Annotated in this window: 21 protein-coding genes and 1 other annotated feature; of the genes, 10 read left to right on the top strand and 11 right to left on the bottom strand. The window is 48.5% G+C overall.

Features of this window, described 5'->3' with window-relative positions:
- Positions 1-92: 92 nt before the first annotated feature.
- The 5 genes from proB to leuS all read left to right on the top strand — a co-directional run bounded on the left by proB (position 93) and on the right by leuS (position 5,816).
- Positions 93-1,217 carry a glutamate 5-kinase gene (proB, locus tag Psfp_RS06275; RefSeq protein ID WP_134217699.1) on the top strand — a complete coding sequence of 375 codons (1,125 nt, stop codon included), beginning with the start codon at positions 93-95 and terminating at the stop codon, positions 1,215-1,217.
- Between the two features lie 88 nt (positions 1,218-1,305).
- Positions 1,306-1,932 carry a nicotinate-nucleotide adenylyltransferase gene (nadD, locus tag Psfp_RS06270; RefSeq protein ID WP_134217698.1) on the top strand — a complete coding sequence of 209 codons (627 nt, stop codon included), beginning with the start codon at positions 1,306-1,308 and terminating at the stop codon, positions 1,930-1,932.
- A 106-nt stretch (positions 1,933-2,038) separates the two neighbouring features.
- Positions 2,039-2,293: an RNA-binding protein gene (locus Psfp_RS06265; RefSeq protein WP_134217697.1), complete on the top strand. Its 255-nt coding sequence runs from the start codon at positions 2,039-2,041 to the stop codon at positions 2,291-2,293.
- A 120-nt stretch (positions 2,294-2,413) separates the two neighbouring features.
- Positions 2,414-2,770 (top strand): ribosome silencing factor, encoded by a 357-nt coding sequence (rsfS, locus tag Psfp_RS06260; RefSeq protein ID WP_134217696.1) that lies wholly within the window; start codon positions 2,414-2,416, stop codon positions 2,768-2,770.
- Between the two features lie 76 nt (positions 2,771-2,846).
- Positions 2,847-3,128: a binding site (T-box leader), on the top strand.
- A gap of 204 nt (positions 3,129-3,332) precedes the next feature.
- Positions 3,333-5,816, top strand: a complete 2,484-nt coding sequence (gene leuS / locus Psfp_RS06255) for a leucine--tRNA ligase (protein ID WP_134217767.1) — start codon at positions 3,333-3,335, stop codon at positions 5,814-5,816.
- Positions 5,817-6,147: 331 nt separating this feature from the next.
- Here the strand turns inward: leuS and Psfp_RS06250 are convergent, their stop codons facing one another.
- From Psfp_RS06250 to Psfp_RS06205, 10 genes are all read right to left on the bottom strand, one after another.
- A complete protein-coding gene (locus Psfp_RS06250; RefSeq protein ID WP_134217695.1) occupies positions 6,148-7,227 on the bottom strand; it encodes an ATP-binding protein in 1,080 nt (359 codons plus the stop codon).
- A gap of 35 nt (positions 7,228-7,262) precedes the next feature.
- Positions 7,263-7,562 (bottom strand): hypothetical protein, encoded by a 300-nt coding sequence (locus Psfp_RS06245; RefSeq protein ID WP_134217694.1) that lies wholly within the window; start codon positions 7,560-7,562, stop codon positions 7,263-7,265.
- Entirely contained in the window at positions 7,543-8,565 is a 1,023-nt protein-coding gene (locus Psfp_RS06240) for a V4R domain-containing protein (protein WP_134217693.1), read from the bottom strand. The genes Psfp_RS06245 and Psfp_RS06240 overlap by 20 nt, the downstream gene beginning before the upstream one ends.
- Positions 8,562-9,284 carry an ATPase domain-containing protein gene (locus Psfp_RS06235; RefSeq protein ID WP_134217692.1) on the bottom strand — a complete coding sequence of 241 codons (723 nt, stop codon included), beginning with the start codon at positions 9,282-9,284 and terminating at the stop codon, positions 8,562-8,564. Before Psfp_RS06235 ends, Psfp_RS06240 begins: the two co-directional genes overlap by 4 nt.
- Positions 9,285-9,290: 6 nt before the next feature.
- Positions 9,291-10,676 carry an ATPase domain-containing protein gene (locus tag Psfp_RS06230; RefSeq protein ID WP_134217691.1) on the bottom strand — a complete coding sequence of 462 codons (1,386 nt, stop codon included), beginning with the start codon at positions 10,674-10,676 and terminating at the stop codon, positions 9,291-9,293.
- A 214-nt stretch (positions 10,677-10,890) separates the two neighbouring features.
- Positions 10,891-12,681: a sigma 54-interacting transcriptional regulator gene (locus Psfp_RS06225; RefSeq protein WP_134217690.1), complete on the bottom strand. Its 1,791-nt coding sequence runs from the start codon at positions 12,679-12,681 to the stop codon at positions 10,891-10,893.
- 287 nt (positions 12,682-12,968) lie between these two features.
- On the bottom strand, positions 12,969-13,514 hold the full coding sequence (locus tag Psfp_RS06220) for a 2-oxoacid:acceptor oxidoreductase family protein (protein WP_134217689.1): 546 nt from the start codon (positions 13,512-13,514) through the stop codon (positions 12,969-12,971).
- On the bottom strand, positions 13,501-14,346 hold the full coding sequence (locus tag Psfp_RS06215; protein ID WP_134217688.1) for a 2-oxoacid:ferredoxin oxidoreductase subunit beta: 846 nt from the start codon (positions 14,344-14,346) through the stop codon (positions 13,501-13,503). Before Psfp_RS06215 ends, Psfp_RS06220 begins: the two co-directional genes overlap by 14 nt.
- 16 nt (positions 14,347-14,362) lie before the next feature.
- The gene (locus Psfp_RS06210; RefSeq protein ID WP_134217687.1) at positions 14,363-15,502 is read right to left on the bottom strand and encodes a 2-oxoacid:acceptor oxidoreductase subunit alpha; all 1,140 of its coding nucleotides are present in this window, start codon (positions 15,500-15,502) and stop codon (positions 14,363-14,365) included.
- Position 15,503: 1 nt separating this feature from the next.
- A complete protein-coding gene (locus Psfp_RS06205; RefSeq protein ID WP_345789057.1) occupies positions 15,504-15,722 on the bottom strand; it encodes a 4Fe-4S binding protein in 219 nt (72 codons plus the stop codon).
- A gap of 272 nt (positions 15,723-15,994) precedes the next feature.
- Between Psfp_RS06205 and Psfp_RS06200 the strand changes: the two genes are divergently transcribed.
- The 4 genes from Psfp_RS06200 (at position 15,995) to Psfp_RS06180 (ending at position 21,327) form a co-directional block, all read left to right on the top strand.
- Entirely contained in the window at positions 15,995-16,666 is a 672-nt protein-coding gene (locus tag Psfp_RS06200; protein ID WP_134217686.1) for a DUF421 domain-containing protein, read from the top strand.
- 80 nt (positions 16,667-16,746) lie between these two features.
- Positions 16,747-17,394 (top strand): ComEA family DNA-binding protein, encoded by a 648-nt coding sequence (locus tag Psfp_RS06195; protein ID WP_134217685.1) that lies wholly within the window; start codon positions 16,747-16,749, stop codon positions 17,392-17,394.
- Positions 17,395-18,012: 618 nt separating this feature from the next.
- Positions 18,013-20,487, top strand: coding sequence for a DNA internalization-related competence protein ComEC/Rec2 (locus tag Psfp_RS06185; RefSeq protein WP_134217683.1), 2,475 nt, complete (start codon positions 18,013-18,015; stop codon positions 20,485-20,487).
- A 150-nt stretch (positions 20,488-20,637) separates the two neighbouring features.
- Positions 20,638-21,327: a UbiX family flavin prenyltransferase gene (locus tag Psfp_RS06180; RefSeq protein ID WP_348981109.1), complete on the top strand. Its 690-nt coding sequence runs from the start codon at positions 20,638-20,640 to the stop codon at positions 21,325-21,327.
- A 75-nt stretch (positions 21,328-21,402) separates the two neighbouring features.
- Here Psfp_RS06180 and Psfp_RS06175 read toward each other — a convergent pair whose 3' ends face one another.
- Positions 21,403-22,611 (bottom strand): PucR family transcriptional regulator, encoded by a 1,209-nt coding sequence (locus Psfp_RS06175; protein ID WP_134217682.1) that lies wholly within the window; start codon positions 22,609-22,611, stop codon positions 21,403-21,405.
- A 605-nt stretch (positions 22,612-23,216) separates the two neighbouring features.
- Between Psfp_RS06175 and Psfp_RS06170 the strand changes: the two genes are divergently transcribed.
- Positions 23,217-23,457 (top strand): hypothetical protein (locus Psfp_RS06170; protein ID WP_134217681.1); only part of this gene is annotated, 241 nt, incomplete at its 3' end.

Here is a 23,457-nt window from a genome sequence, read left to right as displayed (position 1 = left end):
CCCTTGCTTCCTTTAGGTTTTTGAACTTTGTTCGTGAATATGGGTATGGTATACTTTTTCCAGGTTAATTTTGAATGATACGGGTGTAGTGCATGGGTAAACGTAATTTTCAGGTTTTCAAGCGGATCGTGGTTAAGGTGGGCACCAGTTCTGTTGCTCATGCCACCGGCAAGCCCAACCTTTTTAAGATTGAAAGCCTGGTCAGGCAGTTGGCGGACCTCTATAATATGGGCAAAGAAATAATTTTGGTCACTTCGGGGGCAATCGGAACGGGAGCAGGCAAGCTCGGCCTGCCGGGGCGCCCCAGGACCATCCCGGAGAAACAGGCGGCCGCCGCAGTTGGTCAGGGTGTCCTGATGCATATTTATGAAAAGCTGTTTGCTGAGTACGGGGTCACCGTGGGTCAAGTACTGTTAACCCGCGAGGATTTTTCCGACCGCAAGCGCTTTTTAAACGCCAGGAACTCCCTGCACGCGATGCTCCATTTCGGGGTCATCCCCGTCATCAACGAGAACGATACAGTGGCGGTGGATGAGATCAAGCTGGGTGATAACGATAACCTGTCGGCCCTGGTGGCCACCCTGATCGACGCCGAACTACTGGTTTTGCTGTCTGACATAGATGGACTTTTTACTGCGGATCCGCGCAAAGAGAAAAGCGCCCAACTGATCCGGGACGTAACGGAAATGACTCCTGAAATTGAGGCCTTGTCCGGTGGCGCAGGCTCCAAACTGGGAACCGGCGGGATGGCTACCAAAATTCAGGCCGCCAGGATTGCCATGCATTCCGGTACTGTCACGGTTATAACCAATATGGAGGAAAAAAATATCATCCGCCGGGTTATTGAGGGAGAGACGGTGGGTACCGTTTTTTGGCCTTGCGCCAATAAAATGGAAAACAAAAAGCGTTGGATAGCTTTCAGTTCCTCAATTTGCGGTAAGATATTCGTTGATGAGGGAGCCGCCCGGGTGCTGGTTAAACAGGGTAAAAGCCTGCTGCCATCCGGTATAACCAGAGTGGAAGGCTCTTTTGATATAGGCAACACGGTAGTTATTGCCGGACCGGACGGCACAGAGATAGCCAGGGGCATCGTTTCCTACTCCTCGGAAGATATTGAACGGATTAAAGGGGCGCAGACCAAGGACATAGCACGCATCCTGGGGCACAAGGATTTTGATGAAGTTATTCACCGGAACAACCTGGCTCTGGAACTGTAATATTTATATATATGGTTAACGAGTCTAACATGTAAGTTGTTTCTACATTTTACTTGCTTTTCTCCAGATCAGACGTTACAATTGCTTTATGAGTAAAGAGCCAAAACAAATATCCCGGCTTGGCATTATGGGGGGCACCTTTGATCCCATTCATTATGGGCATCTGGTGACCGCGGAGGGCGCCAGGTATGAATACGATCTGGAAAAGGTCATTTTCATCCCGGCCGGTCAGCCCCCTCATAAGCCAAATTTTAAACGAACTCAAGCCTGGCATCGGTATGAGATGACCAGACTGGCCGTGGCCACGAATCCATTTTTCGAAGAGTCGCCTATCGAAATAGAGCGTCCAGGCCCGACCTACACTATTGATACCGTTCAGGGGATATCCCGCCTTTATCCTGGCACCCAGATTTTTTTTATAACTGGAGCCGATGCAGTTGCGGAAATACTTAACTGGAAAAAGGTCGAAAGACTCTTATCAATTTGTCGATTTATAGCAGCCACCCGGCCTGGTTATAAACAGGGAGAGATATGGAAGAAAATAGGAGCCTTGCCGCAGGGTCTGAAAAATAATATTTTTTACATGGAAGTACCTGCCCTGGCCATATCTTCCACCGATATACGGCAGCGCGTACGCAAGGGAAAGCCGATTAAGTACCTTCTTCCCGAACCAGTTGAGGCGTATATAACGAGCAATAATATTTACCTGGATTGAAATATGGAAAAATCTTTGACTGGTTAAGATTGCATTAGGTTATTCCCTTTTGCAAATAATAGCTTCATTAAAAACAGTTTCTTAAAGGGAAAGAGGTGATTAGTCAATGGCGCGAACCCTATATGTAGGCAATTTACCTTGGGCGACAAAAGCTGAAGATCTTGCTGACGCTTTTTCTGCGCACGGTGAAGTGTTGAGCAGTCGCGTTATTACTGATCGTGAGTCCGGTCGCTCCCGCGGGTTTGGCTTTGTTGAAGTCCGGGATGAAGATGCAGAGACCATGATCGCAGCAATGAACGGGACTGAGCTAAGCGGGCGGGTAATTACCGTCAATGAAGCCAAGGCAAGAGACGACCAGTAGAAATAGAAACCTCCCAAGAGGAGGTTTTTTCTTAACCTTTTATTGAAGCAGGAAACTTCCTGTCGTAGTAGAATACTATGGTGTATTGGAAGATACCCCCACCAACAAGGAGGAGTGACGTTGTTATTAAGTCCACAGGCAATGGTGAATATTGCTGTGCTGGCGGCGGAAGAAAAAAAATCTTGGGACGTGACCGTACTTGATATCAGGAAAATCACTGTTATTGCTGATTATTTTATCATCTGCAGCGGCAGGTCCAAGACCCAGGTCCAGGCCATCGCAGAGAACATTCTGGAAAAAATGGAAAGAGAAGGGGTCACCGCCCAGCGCCGGGAGGGCTTCAGGGAAGGTGAATGGGTACTTTTGGACTTCGGTGATGTTGTAGTCCATATCTTTCAGGATGCTGTTCGCCAGTTCTACAATCTTGAGCGTCTTTGGGGAGACGCGCCGGTGGTAGGGGTTCCGGTAAATATTTAAACAGCTGGCTGCTAATTATAGTTAGTTATATGTTGACAGAAGTTTTGGGTATCTTACAATAAGTCTCAGTTTAACTAGAAAGGCAATGATAGGGAGCAGTAGGCAGCGCAACTTATTCAGAGAGCCGCCGGATGGTGCAAGGCGGTGGGTCAGGCTGGCGAACTCGCCCAGGAGCCGCACGGGGGAAGCAGTACTCCGGGCCGGACGCGCCGTTATCGCGTGAAGCGGGTAAAGACGCGGGGGCTTAACGTCATCGAGCCGGTTTCCTCAAAAAAGGAAATGTTGTTCTGATGGTGGTTGGCTACAGATTGCTTTGCCAAAAAGGGTGGTACTGCGGGAAAAACCTCTCGTCCCTGTTGGGATGAAGAGGGTTTTTTTATTTATTCTGCGTTTCTATGATGTCGTGTGCGAATGAATACGCCCGCATTTTTTTACGAAAACACTATCAATTATGATAGAAACTTGAGGATTTACAGATTTTGTGATAGAATTTTTGGGGGAAGGCGGGCTTTTGCCCGCTTTAATCCAGTAGCGCGCACTTTTGCTATTAGGGGGATGTCCTATTAACGACAAATATAATTTTTCAGAAGTTGAAGCCAAATGGCAGACCCGCTGGGCAGAAGAGGGAACATATGAAATCCCCGATTATTCGGATCGTCCCAAGTATTACTGCCTTGAAATGTTTCCGTACCCGTCCGGCAAACTACATATGGGCCATGTCAGGAACTACTCCATCGGCGATGTGGTAGCCCGGTTTAAAACGATGCAGGGCTTGCACGTTCTTCATCCGATGGGTTGGGACGCCTTCGGCCTGCCGGCTGAGAATGCGGCGATCAAACACGGCGGCATCCATCCGGCCGACTGGACTTTTGCTAATATCGACAACATGCGGGCCCAGTTAAAGCAGATGGGAATCAGCTACGACTGGAACCGGGAAGTTGCAACCTGCCATTCCGGGTACTACAAGTGGACGCAGTGGCTTTTTCTCCAGCTTTTTAAAAACGGACTGGCTTATAAAAAGGAAGCTGCCGTCAACTGGTGCCCTGCCTGCGCCACGGTGTTGGCCAACGAACAGGTCAAGGACGGGGGTTGTGAGCGTTGCAATACCCCTGTGGAAAAAAAGGAACTGGCCCAGTGGTTTTTTAAGATTACCGACTATGCGGAGCGCCTGTTGCAAGACCTGGAACTCCTGCCGGGCTGGCCTGATAAGGTCAAGACCATGCAGGAGCACTGGATCGGTCGCAGCGAGGGCGCGGAGATAGATTTTAAGCTGGACGGACTCGACGGGGTCATCACAGTCTACACAACACGGCCGGATACCATTTTTGGGGTAACTTACATGGTCCTGGCGCCGGAACACCCGTTGGTGGAAAAGCTGATTGCAGGCTCAGAGCGGGAAGCGGAGATCAAAGAGTTTATCCGCAAGGTGCGGAACTTGAGCGAAATCGACCGTACTTCGAACGAGGTAGAAAAGGTTGGTTTGCAGACCGGGGCATATTGTATCAACCCCCTGAATGGGGAAAAAGTTCCGGTGCTGATTGCCAACTACGTCCTGCTGGAATACGGCACAGGCTGTGTCATGGGCGTGCCTGCCCACGACCAGCGTGACTTTGAATTTGCCCGTAAGTACGGCTACCCAGTCCGTGTGGTGATCCAGCCGGAGGGCATTGAGCTGGATGCGGCGACCATGGAATCAGCCTATGATGGGGAAGGCTTACTGGTCAACTCCGGTCGTTTTAACGGACTGCCCAATACTCGCGCCATGAAAGAAATCACCAGCGAACTTGCAGGTATGGGTAATGGTAAGTTCCGGGTCAATTATCGTCTGAGGGACTGGCTGATTTCCCGCCAGCGCTACTGGGGCGCGCCAATTCCGATCATATATTGTGAACGTTGCGGGGTTGTTCCGGTACCCGAGACTGACCTGCCGGTGCTGCTGCCCATGGACGTGGAGTTTAAACCCACCGGCAGGTCGCCGCTGGCTGACTGCCCTGATTTCGTCAACACCGCTTGCCCCTCATGCGGCGGGGCGGCCATCAGAGAAACCGATACCATGGACACCTTTATGTGTTCTTCCTGGTACTACTACCGTTACACCAGCCCGAGAGACATTGACGGGCCCTGGGACAAAGCCAAGGTGGACTACTGGCTGCCTGTAGACCAGTATATCGGCGGGGTGGAACACGCCATCCTGCACCTTTTATACTCGCGTTTCTTCACCAAAGTGCTCTATGACTTGAAACTGATTAGCAATCAGGAGCCGTTTACCAACCTGCTTACGCAGGGGATGGTTCTAAAAGACGGGACCAAGATGTCCAAATCCAAGGGCAATGTGGTGAGCCCGGAGGATATTGTGGCCCGTTACGGGGCTGATACCGCCAGGCTGTTTATTCTCTTCGCGGCGCCTCCGGAGCGCGACCTGGAATGGAGCGACCAGGGGGTGGAGGGCTGTTTCCGTTTCCTCAAAAGAGTCTGGCGTCTGGTGGCTTCACTGGCGTCTACGCTGAAAACCGCGCCAAAGCGTCCGTCCAGTGGACTCGTTGGCCTAAACCGGTCGATGCGGAGAGTTACCCACGCCACCATCAAGAAAGTGACGGAGGACATCAGCGCCAGATTTAATTTTAATACCGCCGTTAGTGCAGTAATGGAGATGGTCAACGCTCTTTACCAGTACAAGGAACTACCCGAAACTGACCGTGACCCGGCAGTAATAAGAGAGGCAGTGGAAAGCCTGCTGCTCCTCTTGGCGCCCTTCGCCCCGCATATAACTGAAGAATTGTGGGAGGAGACCGGTCATACCGGCAGTATCCACCGTCAGCCCTGGCCTTCCTTCGACCAGGCGGCGCTAGTGGAGGATGAAGTCACCATCGTCGTGCAGATCAACGGCAAAGTCCGTGACCGCATGCTGGTACCGGCCGGGATTGGCGCGGCCCAGATGCAGGAAAAAGTAATACAGGATCCGAGGGTGCTGAAACTGACAGAGGGTAAGCAAATCATTAAAGTCATCCCGGTCCCCGGCAAACTGGTCAACATTGTGGTGAAGTAAGTACTGATAATAGAGGTTTTTAGCCATGTAACCAGCGGGGGCTGCCATGAATCGGCAACCCCCGCTATGCTTATAAATTGCAAACTGTTTATAAATGTGGGTGCGAATTCATTCGCACAAATGTTACATTAGCTCCAACAAGTTTGTCCCTAACGCGCCATGCGCGATTGAAATCGCACCCACATTGGTTATCATTTCTGCTGGCGCCGAGCTATTGGCATATTCTAATACTAATGAGAATACATCTTCTCGACCCTACAGGAATGCAGAATATACCCACGTCCCACGTCCCACGTCTCACGACTAATAATCCTAAGCCCATAACGCTACTTTACATACCTGTACTAGTATATGCATGTTGTTGCTCAACGGGCAGTAACACTGTTACTGTGGTCCCTTTACCAGGTTCGCTCTGTATTTCAATCCGGCCTCCGTGATTGTCAATAATTTTTTTGCTTGTAAACATGCCCAGGCCGGTACCGCTTTCCTTGGTAGTAAAAAACGGGTTGAACATATTTTCTAGAGTTTCCTTATCGATCCCCACGCCGGTATCCCTGAAAGAAATTTGCACAAAACCTTCAAGTTCGTTCGATGTGGTTTGTACAAAAATTTTTCCACCTTCGGAGAGAGCGTCAAAGGCATTTTTTATAATATTTATGAAAACTTGTTTTAGTTGTCCGCTGTCAACAATGACTTTTGGAATATTAACATCAAGGTCTACCTCTATGTTAAATTGGCGAGACAGAGCTTCACTTTCCACAAGCAAAACCACATCTTTTATTATTTCAACTATAGAACACCTGCCAGGTCTGGAATAACCGGGCTTGGCAAACTGCAAAAACTCTGAAATAAGCCTGTTGGCATGGTTTAGTTCGGCCAGCATTATGGGTATATATTCTTCTTTGGGATTTCCCTTTAAACACTTATGCAATAATTGCAAAAAGCAGCCGACTGCTGTGAGCGGGTTTCTTATTTCATGCACCATTCCAGCCGCCATCTGTCCCAGGATAGCCAGCTTTTCGGCTTTCACAACTGCGTTTTCCATCTCTTGCAGGCGTGCTGCCGGTGAAAACACGGCCATAGCGCCCACCGTTATACCGGTCCTGTTCCTGACCGGGTAGGTGTTTACCAGACAGGCAACACAACAGGAGACTGTAGTCACGGCTTGGGGCTTAACATTTTGAAACTCTTTACCTGTAATAAGGGTCTGCAGCAATATGTTAAATTCAGTTCCCCGATCGTCCATAAGTTCCAGCAATGGCCGGCCCAGGACTTTTTCACTCTTTAGTCCGAGAAACCTTGACAGGGTCTGGTTAAAAATGCGAATTTTCCTGTGACGGTTAATTACTAATAATCCTACAGGCAGGTGATCTAAAGCCAAGCGGGACCATTCTTCTGCTAATTCCAACAAAATGAGCACACCTCCACAACCGTAAACACCATAAGTTACCTTAAGTGCGGCTCAATGCCATATTTCTCGCATTGTTCCTGGAAATAGACGCTGACCATGTTGCTATTGCTCAGGTAATAAATATTGACCTTTTTTGTACCGCCTATTTCCAGAATGCCAATGGCGCAAAGTGTATTAAGCGCCAGCTCAACCTGGTGTTGAGAGCGGTGCAAACGAAGGGCCAAACCGTCAACTGTATCTCGTGTATGCGGATTTGCCTGAAAAAAGGTTAACAGTTCAATCCGTATGATACTTTGTAGGACTTGATCAAATTCATCAGTCAATCCTCCTGTCACGGGGCTCCTCCTTATCCAACAGGTTCTTTGGAAGGGGCATGGCCAGGAACTCGCAGTAATCTCCCCCTATTGATTGGCAGTCCATCTCTTCGCAAATGATTTCTTCATCCAGTATGATGCTGACAAAAGATGCAAATATCCCCCTCAAGAAGTCGCAATTCACCTGCGGGGTCCGGTAAAGGGAGCCGTGCTCTTTTGCTATGAACGCCTGGATAGAATCATAACACCTTAACCTGGCCCGGCCATGGGAGGGGTTGAAGGAAATCAGTTCTACATACCCCAACCCAAGATTTTTAATTTCATCTAAAAGTGCTTGTAAGCACTCAACCGGGTCTGGGTATAAACTTTTGGTTTTAAGAGCAACGGAAGACCCCGACCGGTAACCGGCGTCATAAAGCACGTGTTTTAAAGTGTGGGGGGCGTGTTCTTTAATCGACGTCAGCAGGGAGGCAAAGGTCAGATGTGATAGAAGTATAGCCCGCCGGCCTGCTATTTTCAGCATGTGTCCATCGCGGTTAACAATCTCCTCTTTAGGTTTGGTTGTGGGGGACAGCTTCCCGTGGCAGATTCCGCTTTGGTCTGTTTCAACTGTCGCTTCATAATTTTTACCCAGGATTTTGTGTAAAACCGCCTGAAAAGTACCGACACGCGCACAGTAAAAAAGTGACCCTTCCTCCGGGGCGTGCATGCAATATTTCCGGTAAATACATTTATCACGCTCAACATGTACCAACAGGTCATCCCCAAATTCTTCCATGTGGTAATCCTCACTAAGCAAAAAACCCTTGCTTTCCAGAAAGTCAAGAAAGGTTATACAAACCTCTACGGGGTTCTTTGAGGTAAAATGCAGCTCATCATCGTACTCTTCGAGGATATATTGGGCCGGTCCCATCATAATCTGCTCTACCCAATAGCGGTTGCTGAAGGGAACATTTTTGAGTGTCTTACATATGCTCATATACAAATAGTTGATTATTTCTTTGGAAATTACGTCATCGTTCATACGATCACCCCCATATCAGCGGGCACAAGAATACCGTACACAGGACTTATTGTAAATATGTGGCGAGTGGATACAAATTGCTGGCTTTTTACCTTGCCAATCTGCAATAGGCGCACAGGATTATGCCTGTTGCCGCTGAAACTCATCTTCAGCATAAAATTATAGAGATGACCGGTGATGGTTACCAGCTTGGGTTCCAGGACCCCGCTTACAAATATATCCATAGCCAGGATCCCTTTTTTCCGGAGATGTTTAATCCGGGCCCTGTGAAAATCCAAAATATCAGCGGGATCTATGGAAGTAAATAGGGTGCTCAAACTGTCTACCACCAACCTCACCCTGCGACCGGCGCTGCCACGCAGTACTTCTGTTTCCAGGGCAAAATACTTATCCAGGTTGCGAAGATCCGAAAGGGCGTATTTTTCCAGACTTTCTCCTTCTTCATAGGCGTCGACAAAGATTAACCTGCCCGTTTCTTCATAGGCAGGGGTGCCGACTTTGAAGTTCAGTAAATGCTCGCGCATCGCCATGGGAGGCTCATCACAGGCTACATAGACACAAGTATCGCCGCAACGCAAACCCTCTTTAATAAATTCCCCCGCCAGCACGGTTTTACCAATACCGGAATCGCCCTCCACCATAATCTGGGAACCATACAACAAGCCTTTCTCAAGGTTGCGATCCAAACCTTCCACTCCAAAATAAGCTCTTTTACTCATCTGAAACTATCCTCCTAGCCGGGGGAATACCTGTATACCCGAAGAATTGATTTCCAACAAGTGGTTGCCCATGGCATGGTTGACTCCCCGCATTTTATATAGCTCCAACTGCCTGACCCGGCGATTTTGCGATAGAATTGACTTAAGCAGGATGGTTCCCTGGACTACCGAATGAATTACTTCAATTTTGCCGTTGTCTGCCAGTTCCCAGGCCGGGCTGATTAATAAAGTGGTGCAGTTAAGGCTGTTTAAATAGGTGACCAGGCTATAGAATTTTTCATGCAGGACAGCTGCGTTGTCAATACGTGAAAGAAAAACATAAATGGAGTCTATTACCAGCCGGCGGGCTCCAAATGATTTTGCCATCTCGCCCAGCTTGATAATAGTCTCATCTATTTCCATCTTGGAAAGAGGCATATATAAAACTCGAAGCTGTCCTTGTTCTTGAAGGGCAGACATATCCCAGTCAAAGCGCCGGGCGTTGGCCATTAATTGCTGTGGGGTTTCCTCGAGAGACAAAAATAACCCTTTGTCGCCGAAGTTCTGGGCTCCCTTAACCAGATACTGCATACCCAATGCTGTTTTACCGGTTCCTGAACTGCCGGCAACCGCTACGCTAAAACCCCTGGGCAACCCACCCTGCAATAATTCGTCGAGTCCCGGCACACCTGTATGCAGCAGCCCGTTTTCCTGGTGTTCCACGACACCAATGTCCACTGAACCAATCAGAGGAAAAACTTTAATCCCTTCATTAGTAATGCGAAAGGTTTGTTTCCCGGGAATGTGCTCCTGGCCCCGGGTTTTGGTTATTTCCAGCACCCGGTGCCGGTGCAAACCCGGACGTTCCCTGTTTTCCAGATGGATTACCGCGTCAACCACATATTCTTCAAATGCGTAATCACGGGTCCCATCGCTAACCCGCTCCTTTACCAAAAAGGCTGTCAAGCCCAGACGGCGCAAACCGTTGCAAAAACTATAAACTGATTTACGCAGGAACAGCGGGTTATTAATAACATTTTGAAAATGGCTGATACTGTCGACCAGGATTCTCCTGGCGCCAACCTCGCGAACAACAGTTTCTATCAGGTTAACATCAGGGTCCACCAGTACCTCCGGAGAGGTGCATAGGATTCGCAATTTGTTGGCCTTCTCCAGAGCCTTCAGGTCCCAGCCAAAGTTAAGAGCGTCGCGATATATTGATTCGGGTAATTCCTCGCATGTAACAATTACCCCGTGCTCATTAAATTCGGTGATCCCGTGGTAGATGAACTCTATACCAAAAGTGGTTTTACCGGCGCCGGGGACCCCCTCCAGTAGAACAGTATTGCCACGTATAATTCCGCCGTACAACAATTCGTCAAAGCCCTTTATTCCAGTAGGTGCTTTATCCAAAAAGGAATTTCCTCCTTTCTCATAATGAACATTTTTTGGATTGTTGTGACTGTTCAGTTTTCGACATCAATTGGAAATTTCCTTGTGGAAAACGGTGCAATTTATCTTAATATGAAAATTTTAGTTCCCCTGGCTATACTGGGCAATAGTCATATAATATAGCAAAACCCGCTCCCATAAAGGCAGCGGGTTTAGGTGAAGTCTTATGTGTTCTTCAAGCGGGGGCCAGGTCGTACCTCTGAATTTTTCGGTAGATGGTTGCCCGGCTGATCCCGAGGACTCTGGCGGCCCTGGTTTTTCCTTCATCAGTCCAACCAAATTGGTCCAGGGCAGTTATAATGGCCTCCTTTTCCAACTGAGCCAGGGGCATCAGCTTACCGTCACCGGTAATGCCGGCGGATGTTCCTTTTTTGACCGACTCGCGCAGGGCCTGAGGCAGGCTCTCCATGGTAATCAAGTGGTTTTCCTCCAGATTGATGGCGTATTCCACGGCGTAGACCAGCTCCCGAACATTGCCTGGCCAGTAATATTTTATGCAGGAGTTCAGCGCCTCGTCGTCAAAACCCTTGATTTCTTTGCCCAGTAGCTTGCTGAACCGTTTCATGTAAAAGTCCAGAAGGATCGGGATATCTTCCTGCCGTACCCGCAGTGGGGGTATCACCAGGGGAATGACGCTCAGCTGGTAGTAGAGGTCGTCCCTGAAGATATTTTTCCTTACCAGTTCCCGCAGGTCAGTGTTGGTTGCGGCAATGACCCTGACATCCACCGGGATTACCCGCGTGCCTCCAACCCGCTCAATCCCTTTCTCTTTGAGGACTTTCAGGAGCTTTGTTTGCAGGTACAGGGACATATTGCCGATTTCTTCAAGGAAAATAGTGCCTCCGGCGCCCAACTCAAATTTGCCCTGTTTGCCCCCGCGCCGCGCTCCGCTGAAGGCGCCCTCGTTATACCCAAAAAGCTCTATTTCCAGGAGGTTTTCCGGCATGGCAGCGCAGTTAATGGAGATAAAAGGCCGGTGACCGTGTGGCCCGGCCGCATGAATTGCCCTGGCAAAGATTTCTTTGCCGGTGCCGCTTTCTCCCACAATTAAGACGGTCGAGTTGCTGGCTGCTACTTTCTGGGCCTTGGCCTTTATCTCCAGCATCGGCCTGCTGATCCCCACGATGTCTTCAAAAACAATCATTTCCTGGTTGCTCATGATTTCGTAAGCGAGTTTTTGTGTTTCTTTAAAGTCCCGGAAGGTGCCCACAACACCGACTACCTGTCCGCTGTCCAGCTTGATTGGCTTGAGCGTGCTCAACAGATGGAGCTTGCGCCCTTCATAAGCAATGAAAACCTCGCGCGAGTTGAAGCCCTTGCCTTCTTGCAGCACCTCCCAAAAGGGCAGGGTGGGCAGGATTTGTTTGGAGTCCTTGCCAAGGATCTGTTTCTTCCTGGTGCCGAAGACACGCTCCGCAGAACGGTTGAAGTGGGTGATAAAGCCTTCGCTATTGACGGCGATAACGCATTCGTCAACAGAATCGACAACAGCTTCAAGGTGGTTTGACATTACCATGCGTTCTGTTAAAATCTCGCTCTCCAGGGCCTTGCTGCTTATTAAGTCCGCCATGCGGCCGATGAATTCGATCAAAGAATCGGAGTTGGTTCCGAGGGTTTCCTTTTGTTCTTCATTAAAGGCAATCAAGCTGATAGTCCCGATAGTTTCCGAGCCTGCGGTGATCGGATAAACAATGGAAGCCTTGTAAAAGCACTGCCCGGTCAGGGGACAGGACAGGCAAATCTCATGAAAACCGGCCTCCCTGATGAAAATATGGTTACCGGTCTGCAGGACGTGTTTATTGACAAAGCCGCGCAACAGCCTGGTTCCGACATCGTAACGAATTATACCTGTGCCGGCCACGCGGACCAGATCGGTATCGATTATTTCTACATCGACTTTTAGCACCGTGGCAATGGCCTCGGCTACTTTCTGGCCACTTTCACTGACCTGGGCGAGTCTTGTCATTGATTAGTACTCCCATACTATAAACTCTTGGGGCGGTTAGTAATATTATTCTTTAACTTCTAATTAATTCCTACCAGGGTTTCAAACAAAATCAATCGTTTGCCGCAAGCGCAATATAATATAAAAGCGCCTGCAACCCCCAAGCGGGTGTTTTAGGCGCCAAAAACCAACAACTGCTAACTCAAATCAAAACCGTTTATTCCCACCAAATAGAGGTGATTTACTTCGACCCAAAGAAATACAGAATATACCTTGCGCCCTATGCCTAACGACCTACGACCAAACTGCTAGGCCGCGGCCTGGTGTGCGCTTTTCCAGCCGAGTTCCAGCGCCTTTTTATTTAAAGCTTCCGACCCCGGTGGTATCCGGGACATCAGAGCCAACTGTAGTGATTCCTTGGTAACTATACCTGTAATTGCGGCCAGAGCGCCCAGCGCCACCACGTTGGCGAACATTTCCTTGCCGAGGTTTTCCCTGGCGATGCGGGTGTAAGGTACGGCGAAAACATTGGCGCCTATTGGGAGCTGGTCCGTAATATAAGTGTCGTCGATGATCAATGTCCCGTTTTCGCTGATGCTGCCCGCATATTTTTTAAGAGCTTCCCTGCTCATAACAAGCAAAATGTCGGGTTTGGTGACTTTGGGGTAATCAATTTCTCCGTCGCTGATAATGACTTCTGCTCTACTGGCCCCGCCACGGGCTTCCGGCCCGTAAGATTGTGTCTGGACAGTATTCTTACCGTCTCTGATCACGGCGTCCGCCAGGATTTGTCCCGCCAGGATCAACCCCTGACCACCTGTGCCGCTTAGTATAATTTCACTAGTTAACGCCACGATGCCGCTCCTCCTCGTTCTTTTTTTGCTTCTCCTCTATGAAACGCTCATAAATGTCAGTGAACTCGGGAGCATCTGCTTTATACAGTTCACCAATTGCAAACTTTCCTTCCATTTCTAACGGCGTCAGCTTTCTGGCTTTTTCAACAGGGACGCTGTGCTCTTTCTGCCAGAGCAGCATGTCGTAGCCATTGCCCATCTTGTTGCGCCGGCCGTAAGAGATCGGGCAGGCGGTGACAGCTTCCACGACGCTGAAGCCTTTGTGGTCAGCTCCGTTCCTGATTAACTGGGTCAGCATGTTGGCATGGTAGGTGGTGCCTCTTGCCACGTAAGTGGCTCCCGCTCCCCGCGCCAGTTCCGCCAGGTCAAAGGGTCGTTCAAACGTCCCCTGGGGAGCGGTGGTTGCCCTTGAGTTGAGCGGTGAGAGAGGGGAGGATTGCCCCCCGGTCATACCATAGATACTGTTATTGAAAATAATGGCAGTAAGGTCGATGTTGCGCCTGGCAGCGTGGATAAAGTGGTTGCCGCCAATACCAGTGCTGTCGCCGTCACCCATTAAAACAAACACCTTAAGCTCCGGCCGGGCCATTTTGATCCCGGTGGCGAAGGCCAGGGCCCTGCCATGGGTGGTGTGCAGGGTGCAGAAATCAAGATAACCGGTGGCCCTGGAAGAACAGCCGATCCCGGAAACAACGACGGTATTGTCCTGGTCGCAGTCTAAAAGGCCGAAAGCACGGGTTATGGCGCCCAATACAATTCCGTTGCCGCAGCCGGGACACCAGATATGAGGGAGCTTTTCAGAGCGCAAATATTTATTAACATTATTTTGCATCAATGATTCACCGACTTTACTGTTTTATGATTGCGTCCAAAATTTCGCCGGGAGTAATCAATTCACCGTTGACCTTATTGACTCCAATAACCCTGGACCTGCCCGAGGCGGCACGCTCAACTTCCAATTTGAGCTGGCCCAAGTTCATCTCGGGTACTATCATGGTGTGAGCCTGCCGGGACAGGACAGCGATTTCTTTTTCCGGAAACGGCCAGATGGTGATGGGGCGGAACAGGCCAACCTTAAAACCAGCCACGCGCGCTTCTTTGATCGCTTTCTTGGCTGAACGTGAGACGGCGCCGTAGGCTACGATAATAATGTCCGCGTCTTTAGTCAGCCAGGACTCACTCAGGACAATATCGTCCAAGTTATCCATAATTTTATTGTTTAAGCGTCTGATTAATTTTTCGGCAACATCCGCGTCGGTAGTGGGGAAGCCGCTTTCGTCGTGTACCAGACCGGTTACGTGAAAGCGGTAATTTTCACAAAAATCAGCCATAGCTGGAACGCCGTCTTCGCCAGGCCTGTAGGGATAGTATTTTTCAAGACCGGCCGGTGGTTTTTTGCGGTCGATCACATTCAGTTTATCCGGTTGGGGCAGGATCACCCTTTCCCTCATGTGGCCGATGACCTCATCGGTAAGAAGAATTACCGGTGTCCTGTATTTTTCTGCAAAATTAAAAGCTTCCACGGTCAGCGAATATGATTCCTGTACGGAAGCAGGACAGAGCGCGATTGCCGGGTGGTCGCCATGGGTGCCCCAGCGCGCCTGCATAACGTCCCCCTGAGCTGGGGCGGTGGGAATACCGGTACTTGGTCCGTGACGCTGTACATTGACCACCACGCAGGGCACCTCAGCCATCGAGGCAAAGCCGATGTTCTCTTGTTTAAGTGAAAAGCCGGGACCGCTGGTAGCGGTAAGTGACTTCAATCCAGCCAGGGAGGCGCCGATGATGGCAGCCATGCTGGCCATCTCGTCTTCCATCTGGATAAACCTGCCCCCATAGAGAGGTAATCTGGCAGCTAATAGTTCTGAAATCTCAGTGGACGGGGTAATGGGATACCCTGCAAAGAAGCGGAGGCCGGCGGCCAGCGCGCCCTCCACAATAGCTTCATTACCCTGCATTAAACGGGCCAGCTGAGCAACATCATTCATATTAATTCACATCCACTCCAATTGATATGGCAAAGTCGGGGCAGTGGGTCTCACAAATGCGGCAAGCGGTACAGAGGGAAGGGTTCGCCGCGAAAACCTTGCCGCCGCCGTCCATGGCCAAAACCTTGGAGCAGAGTCCGGCGCAAATCCCGCAACCCTTGCACCAACTCTTATTTATTTGAATATTTTTGGGATTGCGGTGGGGCATTGTTTCTGACACTGTCCTTACCTCCGTTGTCTAGTTGTATAAAGTTTAAAGGTCTTTTACATTCAACAGACATGGTTTTTTATGTAGCAATATGAGATGAACTGTGTTTCAGACAAGGAGAATTAATACTGTCTTATTTTGAGATATATCTCATTTTAATACAAGTGAGCATCCTTATAAATATTTTACTCGTTTTTAACACATTGTAAAGTAATAATTTTTATTAAAAGCGGCAATTCATAAATTTGTATAAATATAAATCAATTCGAAAGACCGGTGTCCAAATGCTGATATGGGAATATGTATACCGTACGGTTTTCGTATATTTTGTGGTCCTGTTGGTAATCAGGTTAATGGGAAAGCGGGAAATCGGTCAGCTTTCTCCATTTGACTTTGTTGTCGCCATCATTATTGCGGAACTGGCGGTCATACCGTTGGAGGCCAAAGAGGCGCCGCTGTGGCACAGCATCCTCCCTCTGGCCATGTTGGGGGCTTTAGAAGTTGTGGTCTCGTATGCGACCCTTTTCAGCCATACCCTGCGCAGTATTATTTGCGGCGCCCCCCAGGTGATTATTAAAAATGGGGAACTTTTACGGGGGGAGATGCGCAAGGCCCGCTACAACCTTGATGACCTGCTGGCTCAAATGCGCGATAAAGGAATCGTCGACCCGTCCGAGGTGGAATTTGCAGTCCTGGAAACTTCCGGTAAACTCAGCATTATACCAAAGTCCCAGTACCGTCCGGTAATCCCCGCTGATCTCGGGATCCAAACACCCTACGAAGGACTGCCCACGGTATTGGTTATGGACGGCAATATCATGCGCAAAAATTTACAGGATATCGAACTGGATGAGAAGTGGCTGACAGAGGCCTTAAAGAAGCGTGAACTGACCCCGCGAAAAGTCCTGCTGGCCACCCTGGGGACCGACGGCCGCCTGTTTGTAAGCAAAAAATAAAGGAGGAAATAGTCGCTCTTGGTAGAATTAACCTAAAAATACTCTTAAAGGGTTTGCCCTTGGACAGGCGGGAGGAGCGCATGTTGCAGCTGGATCGCAAACAACAGCTGGTAATCCTGGTGCTGGTGGGCATAATTATCTTCGGCGGGGGTTACCGGTTTGCCCAAATGAAAGAACGTGCCGCCGAGGAAAACAAAGCCGCCCTTGACCGGGGAGAGGTGGCGGATGACAGCAAAACCAAGGATCTGTTAATCCACGTCACAGGAGCTGTGGTAAAGCCCGGTGTCTACCAGTTACCTGCGGGTTCGAGGATCATCGACGCGGTAAATAAGGCCGGCCCCACTGGTGAGGCCGACCTGGATGTTTTAAAACTGGCGACACCGGTAACCGACGGGCAGACCATCTATGTGCCGGTTAAGGGAGCGGCAGGCCAGCCTGGAGCAGTAGGGTCAACGAATCCATCAGCGGCGGCTGCTGTTTCGCCCGTTGCGGCGTCTTCAGCAGGGGCGGGAAATAGCGCCCAACAGGCCGGTGGAAAGGTGAACATAAATACAGCCGACCAGGCTCAGCTGGACACGCTGCCGGGGGTTGGACCGGCGTATGCCCAACGGATAATTCAATACAGGGAGATTAACGGCCCTTTTAAAACCATTGAGGACATCAAACAGGTATCCGGGATCGGGGATAAACGGTTTGAGCAGTTGAAAGACCTGATCACGGTTCAGTGAAAAAGTGGGGACGATGGCAAAAAAAAACTCCCTTTTCAGGTGGCAACCGGGGACCCGTTTGTATATGATGATGAAAAAGGGTGAGGCAATTGCTTGAAAAGGAACATCGTCATTGGTATGCCGGGTCTACATCTTTCGAGTTTGATCACTCGCATCAATGTTCAGGATATACCGAGTTGTCTTACGAATCGGGTCATAGCCATTATCACCGCATCATTATTATAGTTGTAAAGGATAGACCCCATGGTCATGACCACGTAATAGAAATAATGACCGGCCCTGCTATTTATAATAAACATGGGCATTATCACCGGATCAGCACTAAAACGAGCTTAAACGGCAGGCCAAAGCATCGTCACCGTTTCGAAAGAGTTACATCACCACCAATCGGCTATTATTATTAGCCGCTTGGTGAAGTGATCATTATGACGACTGCTGAGCTAAAAGGTTCGATCCGTTAACGGTTCTGAAATCCCGGTATTGGCCGGGATTGTTTATTGTGAAAAGCAGCAGGGCCTGAATTTACATAATTATGAACCTTGTGCATTTCATGGTAGGACTATGTGGGGAGGACATAGAATTAGCTTATATTAATCCAACTACCAAACGGAGTGTGCAATGCAAAGGCCCCTGGTGATTTTTACCGCCTTATATATGGCAGGTGTTTTGCTGGGTGATTTGACCGGTTTCAAGGTTTCAGTCGCCTTAGCCCTGGCTGTTGGCTGCTTCCTGGTTGCTGTGGCAGGTTATACTTTCGCCTGGCGGTACAACCCGGGGGTTATTTTAGCGCTTTTTCTTTTGTTAGGACTGGTTTTTTCCCGGCTCTCCATCGAAGAGAGCAGGACCCCCCTGGTTGATTACGCGGGACAGCAGATAACTTTGATCGGTCGTTTGGTCTCCGGAGCGGATTTAAGAAGCGATAAGGTCTTTTATCTTTGCGAGGCCAGGGAATTGGTTAAAGGGGGTGAGCGGAAACCGGTCTACGGACAGGTGCGCCTGTCCGTAAAGGACGTCGAGCTGTTATATAGCTACGGTGATCTGCTTAGAATCACCGGCCTGTTGTATTGCCCGGATCCCCCCGGCAACCCCGGCGCTTTCAATTACCGGACCTACCTGGAGCGCCAGGGTGTCTGGGTTACCCTTTCCGTCAACAACAAGAATTCCGTAGAGAAAATTGGCGAGGACGGAGGTAATCCGGTGGGGCGGTTCGCCCTGTGGGTCAAGCAGAAGCTTTCGACCGCTGCAACCTATACACTCCCGCCCTCTGAAGCGGCGGTTTTAAACGGAGTGGTTTTCGGCACCCAGGGGCTAATAGACAGGGAAACACGGGAAGCTTTTAATGAAACAGGTATAGTGCACATCCTGAGCGTTTCCGGCCTGCATGTGGGCCTGTTGCTGGCCGGTCTGGTTTCTCTTTTCGGCATGCTGAAGATTTCGCCGGGCCTGACCGCGCCTCTGGCCACCCCGGTTTTACTTTTTTACGCTATTATGACAGGTATCAATCCGGCTGTTATGCGCGCCACCCTGATGGCGCTGCTTTTTCTTTGGGCGCGCCACCTGGGCCGCGATCAGGATTGGCCCACCACTCTCGCTCTGGCCGCACTGGTTATCTTGCTCTGGAACCCCTTACAGATTTACCACCCAGGCTTTCAGCTCTCTTTTGCGGCGACCTGGGGTTTACTTTATCTGAGCCCGCTGCTTGCGAAATTTTTCATGGAACTGTTTAAAGGAATTTCTCCAACAATTGCGCGGGCTGCGGCCCAGGGTATCGCTATTCCCCTGGCGGCGCAGCTTGCTACCATACCGCTGGTGGCCTGGTATTACAACCTTATCTCACCCGTTTCCATCCCGGCCAACCTGCTGGCCGTCCCCCTGGTCGGATTGATCCTGGCCCTCGGGCTGCTGGCGGCGGGACTGGGCCAGGTCTGGCTGCCGCTGGCCGGTCTGGTCAACGCTGGTACCGTCATTGTGGTGGACCTGTTCCTGGGTTTGGTGCAATTCTTACAGCAGTTGCCCGGTGCGGTGGTATATCTGGCTACGCCGCCGGCTCTTTTGGCCGTGGCCTGGTATGGCGGGCTTCTTTATGCGGCCGGCGCCGCTTACACTGAATCCGGTTCTCCGGCACGGCAGAGGCTGAAAAGCTGGGCTCCGGCAGGCGCCGCTCTGGCTTTGGTCCTGCTCATAATCTGGTGGCCCTGGCCGGGCGGCAAAAGGATGGTGGTGCATTTCATTGATGTGGGGCAGGGGGACAGCATTCTGGTGCAGACGCCCGGCGGTAAAAATATGCTGATTGATACCGGCGGCAGGCGGGAGGAATTCCAGACCGGTACCGGCACGGGTGACCAGGTAGTGGCGCCCTACTTGAGGAAGATTGGGGTGAACCGGCTTGATGCGCTCGTGCTGACCCACCCGCATGAGGACCACTGCGGGGGAGCGGCATATCTGATTAACAACTTTCCCGTGGACCTGGCGGTGGTATCGCCTGTAGGTGGCGGGACCTTGGATGGTGAACCCGCGTCAAGTGACCAACCAGCTGGCGGCGTTGCTAACGGCACAAAGAAAACAGGCGAGGAGGTACCTCCAGCCTACACCGCATTGTTGAAAAAGATGAGCGCAAGCGGAATCCAGGTGCAGGCGGCCGGGTCAGGGGACATATTGCGGCTTGACCCGGAGATATATATAGAAGTGCTGTGGCCGGAAGAAAATGGGTCCATAGGAGGGGCCGAATTCAACAACGCCTCCCTGGTGTTAAGGTTGACCTATGGCCACAGCTCGTTTATTTTTACCGGTGATATAGAATTGGAAGCCCAGCAGAAAATGCTTCTCAGTGGCGAGGGCCTGGAGTCGGATGTGTTCAAACTGCCTCACCATGGAAGCCGCTCCCTGTTGCCTGAACTGGTTGACAAGGTAAATCCGTCCATTGCCGTTATAACCGTAGGAGCCCACAACACCTTCGGCCACCCTGCGCCATCCACCGTGGACCTGTTGTACCAGGAAGGCGTCACGATTTACCGCACCGACCAGGATGGGGCGGTGATTATGGAAACGGACGGGAACAGGATTGAGGTTAAGACGGGGAAAAAGAGCAGCTAAAGCTTTGTAGACGGAATAGGGTTTTGTGAGAATTTTTGGTCAGGCAGTCAACCGTGCATTTCTGTTTCTGAGCTACTCGGTTTTGCTAAGCCAAGCTACCCCATGATAGGCCAGCGAGACCTCACCAGGCTTGGGAGCCTGTCCCTGCTGATGATGCTCGCAGTGGATGCAGTATACGGAAAGGCCGCCTGGTCAACAGCGACCGGTTCGCGGGGAGCAGCTGGCCCGGCAAAGCAACCTGATAAGGATCATTGTAATGGTCGCTTTCCGCTCATTTTGCTACTTTGGACTGGTGGCGTTCCTTCCCCTTTATTATCAGCAACAAAATATATCTTCTCCGGCGCTATTTATGGGATAACCATTCTGAAGTATTTGAATTTGTGTCAGATTGAAGGGCGTCTCATTCTAAGCCGCTGGTCCAGACATACCATAATAACCGAAACTGACTATACACCCGAGCAGGTGATGGATTTTGCTCACTGTTGTTATGAAGAAGATGATATGGCAGCAGCTGTCTCCAGCGGTTCCTTTAAGCACCATGTGAAAACCCTTGCTGCTGTTGCATCAGGTTATTCGGATAAACTGATTGCCCGCGCAGCGGATGTTACTATCAAAGAAAATCGCAAGCTGGTACTAATGCCGAGAGAAACCCCCTTAAGCCCTATTCACCTGGAAAATATGCTCAAACTGGCGCGTATCGGAGTAGTAATCATGCCGCCATTGCCTGCCCATTATAATCGTCCGGAAACTATACAGAAGATCGTCAACCATTCTGCCGGGCGTGCACTTGAACAGTTGGGTATAGAAAATAAGTTGTTTCACAGCTGGGGAAGTGAATAATATAACATTTTATTGTGTACCCTATCCTGACACCATATTAGATTTATCGAAGTCATAAAAGTCTAATTAATCTAGTTAAGCTATTGTATTTGCAAAGCTTTTCTGTACCACTCTTAGATATTCAGCAATCTTAACACCAATGTAAATTTCAAGTCTCGTATCTGGATTTTCAAGATCTATGTTTAAAACTTTCAAAATATGATTAATCCGGTATTTTACGGTATTGTAATGCACAGATAATTGTTTAGCAGTTTCATTAATATTTCCGAAGCATTTACAAAACATTACAGCCGTTTTATAATAGTCCGTATTATATTCCTGGTCGTACTTAATTATCTTTTCTACAGATTTATGAAAAAAGTATTCAAGCTCTTCGTTTTTTTCAAATTTGCATAAAATCTTAAAGATACCTAAGGTATCAAAATGAATAACCGAATTTGTTTGAACTAAGAGAGGCCCAAAGTTCAGAGATTGGACCGCTTCATTATGGCTCTTCCGTAAATCTAAAATATTGTTATATGCTCTTCCAATCCCGATCAGGATTTTCAGGTCGGGATATTCTTTTTCACATCGTGCTTTTATATCTTTCCCGTATTTAGTAAATTGAGATTGTGTTTCCATAGAGGCATCTATTTCGTAAAGAATAATTATTTCTTTTTCATATTGGAAAACATATGAATAGTATATATTATTACTATTTTGAATAATGGAAACGACTTGCTTAATAAAATTAATTTTATTAAGCCTTATTACTATAACACCGTAAGATTTGGTAAAATTCCACCCGAGAGTAGAAGCTTTTCTTAATAGTGTTGTATCTGAAAAATTTGTAGAGAACAATAATTCACATATAAAAGAAATATGTGGGTTTTCTAAAACCTCTTTTTGTGAAGATTTATGGGAATTAAGAGTTTTGGTTATAGTACTAATCAATTGACTGGGGGTTACATTATAAGGAAGAATAATAATCGGTAAACCTTCTTCATCTGACTGCCATTTCATTATTTCCGGAATGTTGTTCATGTATCTGTGTAGTTTGATACCAATGGCAGATACTTCTTTTTTGGCCAGTTTACTAATGATGTTAAGTTCTAATCCAGGATTTGACCTAAACAGATATGTGTTGGTAATTAAAAAATCATGTGGCATGACCCAGTTGACACTATCTGGAGCTTCCATAAAAGAGATGGATTTAATTAATTTTTTAGTTCCCTGTTTTCCGGCAATCAAATGGGCTCCTGATAATAGGGGGAGCTTAAGAAGTTCATGTACAGTAAAAGGCATAAAAATACTCCTTTCCTGTCGGTTTATTTTTAATAGAACCCAGAGGTGGTTATCTTGCCTAAAACAGATAAAGAACAGAAGGAACTTTTTGAGGCTTAAGCCCGGTAGCAATACAGTGTTGACGTATTATATTTTGCCCTCCAAGTCCTTAGTACTAAAGGGTTTCTAAATCCCTAGTGCTCGCAAGGTCATACTCCAAATATTGTGTTTATTTCGACATAATTTAACAAATCCCTTTGATTTAAGTTGTAATTTTTTATAAAATAATTACCTTTTTAAAAAGAAATTATAAATCATTAAGATGAAATTTAAAAAATATTGTAAATATTTATTAGTTTTTACAGAAGTGAAAGCTTGATTCTATTTAGAATTTAATTAAATAATAGAGTAAGGAAATAGAGTTGCTTCTTTTAATACTTTAAAAAGATAGGGAGGGGTTATGCGAAACTTCATAGGGACACCTATTTGCCTGGTAGATTGTGAGTTACCTCAGTAAACAAAAACTAAGTTGTATATGTTATAAACAAACTTTGGATATTGGATAATATTGTGTAAACTTTACTCTTATAAACAAAACTAATAAAAATTAAGGAGACATAGAAAAAATGGCTGTAGCCATAGTGGATAGAGAAATCAAAGGGAGCCCTTCCACTGAAAGAGTCAACAGGCGTTACCGGGAACTTCTGGACAATGAGCCTTTTATCGATTCAGAAAGAGCTGTACTGTACACGGATTATATCAAAGGACACTGGACCGAGCCCATGTATCTAAGGGCAGGGGGAGCGTTGAAGCACGTGCTTTCCAATCTGACACCGAAGATCTGGGATGATGAGTTGCTGGTGGGAA

Source organism: Pelotomaculum sp. FP, from assembly GCF_004369245.1.
Taxonomy (GTDB): Bacteria; Bacillota; Desulfotomaculia; order Desulfotomaculales; family Pelotomaculaceae; genus Pelotomaculum_C; species Pelotomaculum_C schinkii.
This window is presented reverse-complemented; position numbering and strand designations above follow the sequence as displayed.